This is a genomic window from Desulfobulbus rhabdoformis (assembly GCF_016919065.1).
Lineage (GTDB): Bacteria > Desulfobacterota > Desulfobulbia > Desulfobulbales > Desulfobulbaceae > Desulfobulbus > Desulfobulbus rhabdoformis.
Genome location: NZ_JAFFQA010000102.1, coordinates 1 through 2665 on the forward strand (window position 1 = coordinate 1; position 2665 = coordinate 2665).

Below are 2665 nucleotides of genomic sequence, written 5' to 3' on the forward strand. Positions count from 1 at the left end.
CTGAATTTCTTTTTTTGGGAGACGCTGAGATGAGGTAAAACGCCCCCCAAAAAATGAATTATTTGATGGTGTTATTATACACAATTTTGATAAAAATTCAGCAAGTTAAATGATTCCCAAAGTAGAAGTAATCGATGAACTTAATCCGGTTCTTCGGGGTTTTGCCTTTTACTTTCGCATAGCGAATTGTAAAGGCCAGTACGTGCAGTTGGCAAGGTGGATACGGAGAAGACTACGAGCGATTCAGCTCAAACTCTGGAAGAAACCGGGGAAATTGCATAGACGCCTGCGTCAGCTGGGGTACAAGGGGACATTCGTTTTTATTCGGATGAACTCCTGGCACAATGCAGCCAGCCCACTGGCTCACTATGCTCTGCCCAACAGCTACTTGCATCAACAGCTAGGTATGTTTGACCTCAGTGCTGTAACCACAGGTATTCGTGTTTTCGAACAGAAAGGAAAATAAACAGGAGCCGTATACGAGGCCCGTACGTACGGTTCTGTGAGAGGGATGAGGCAAGTATGATCAACTTGCCTCACCCTACTCGATATCGATCATGTCACCGACTTTCCCGCACAAAAAAGAATTGTTGAATCCGTGAGCATTCATCGGCGTGTCAGCTTCGTTGTTTGTGACATGCTGATAAAAGCGCAATTTATTTATTGGCTCACCCTCCATTTGTCGATCTGGATTTTGACCATCCCCCTCTCTTTAATTAACCTACCCGGTGTCCTCGCATCCCTCCTCCTATATCTATAGTGTCGTTGAAATTCGTGAATTCGAAAGGAAAGAATAAATTCCAGACAATTTTATTCAGATAGAATTCGAGCGAAAACCTGACTTCAGGATAGGGGTAATTAAAACCTACATGGATTCGTCCCATCTTCAAACACCTCTGAGTACTCATGGTTAATACTCCTTCCCAATTTCAACGAGAACGGAAAAATTAATTTATCATTAATCAGCAGGCTATTGTTTGCCGTGAAGCCATTGCAGTGAAAGGGATCTGTTTATTTTTATAAAAAAGTCTGGATTCTAGTTAAGAAAAATTATTTGCAAACAATCGGGAAATGTCATATCCCAAATAGGGAATTGAAAAGGTTTTTCCTTTTTAAAGATGCCGAAATATAAACAATGGATTTGTATCTAGAGCCCTGAATCCGTGACGCCCTCGGACAGACCACCGTGTTTAGGTCGGTCGAGTGCGATTACCAGCCTTGCAGACTGGTGCTGTTGTTTATACGCCGTACGCTACGGTTATTTTAGCGTCTTGTTCATTGAAAATTCCTCAAGTTAGCATGGTGAAGACGTGACTTTCATGTATCGTATTGAATTAATTGTAGAATTAACAGCTAAACAGCCATGGCCACGCGAGCATACACAAAGCTGAATGCGGTGAAAGCAGGGCAATGCCGGCTGAAACGCAATTTTAATCGCCTGCCGCTGCAGCTCAGCCTTGCTGCCAAATACATCAATTCTTGAATTACGGTTCGCAGTCTTCTTCGTTTGGCCGAATGCCGCACCGGTCCGAAAGGTGCGATCAGGCCCGCTTGCCCGATAAAACGAAGGATGTTGTAAGCAAAAGCCCTAATGTCATGACAAGGGCGTTGGTGGCAAACTTGCCGCTCGGAAGTCGTTCGAGATCTAAATCGTTCTTGAACTCGCTATGGAACTGTTCCGAGGTCGCATGCTGACGATAGAGTTCAATTACATCTTCTGCGGCCATCGCAAGGTCGGTCCACCAACCCTCAAGGGTAATATCAGGCTCGAGAAGAAACTGTCCCGTTTTATTGATGGTCCGTTCGGTCACACGAACGATACGCTTTAAGGCATAGGTGGTGCCTTTGACAGCTTTATGCTCCTCCGCGACAATGGTGCAAACACGTTTCCCTTTTCTGCGCGTCTTCACTTCCCCCTGGGCAAACACCTTGTCGCGCTGGGCTATGGAGTCGTTCTGCCTTGGGTTCCACTTGACGATGTAGTGTGCATTGTCGGCGTCCTCCAGGGCGACCATCGTTGCCTGAATCTGCGCGAACGAGCAGTGGTTGGCTGGTGAGCTCTCGAGCATTGGAAATCACGCGCTTGATGAATTCAACAAACCCATTTTGGCTATGCTGGCTTCCGGGGCGCAGTTCCACTTCAAGGCACCAGCCTTCTTTACCGAGATAGGCTGCCATGGGAGCATAACCATCGTAGTTTTTGCAGGTACGACTCACGCCTTCTTTCTTGGTCTTGGAATTATCCTGGGGGAAAACATCCACATCCAAAGGGATAAGACCGCTCCGGTAGCCAGAAATTGGGGCTTCAAGGCGTTTGAGCATGGTCCGCGAACAACGATTAATTGTCGAAACAAGACGAGTCCCGGACTCATCGAGACGCTGCCGCAACCGCTCGACCGAAGGAATACGGCCGATACCAAGGGATTGCTTGAAATAATCGTCCTCTCGCATTGAGGCGATGGACTGATAGTCACTCTTCGATCTCGGCAATGTAGTCCCTCTCCTTGGCCATGTGGCCAACTTGCCGACAAAGGTCGCTTAGACGCACTTATCCTCTTCCCTTTTCAGATAAAACCGAAGGGGCTGCTCTTTGACAGTTCTGCTGAATGACTTGAACGCTAACCGCCGAGCCAGTCTCTCTCCATCACAATATATCCGCCTGGGC

General features: G+C 47.1%; 1 protein-coding gene and 1 pseudogene. One reads left to right on the forward strand and one right to left on the reverse strand.

What is annotated here, in order from left to right; translation table 11 throughout:
* Positions 1-109 precede the first annotated feature (109 nt).
* Positions 110-466 carry a group II intron maturase-specific domain-containing protein gene (locus JWJ90_RS22470; protein WP_240195112.1) on the forward strand — a complete coding sequence of 119 codons (357 nt, stop codon included), beginning with the start codon at positions 110-112 and terminating at the stop codon, positions 464-466.
* An 887-nt stretch (positions 467-1353) separates the two neighbouring features.
* Here the strand turns inward: JWJ90_RS22470 and JWJ90_RS24070 are convergent.
* Positions 1354-2545 (reverse strand): annotated as a pseudogene (locus JWJ90_RS24070) (IS1380 family transposase); the annotation flags it as partial.
* Between the last annotated feature and the right edge of the window lie 120 nt (positions 2546-2665).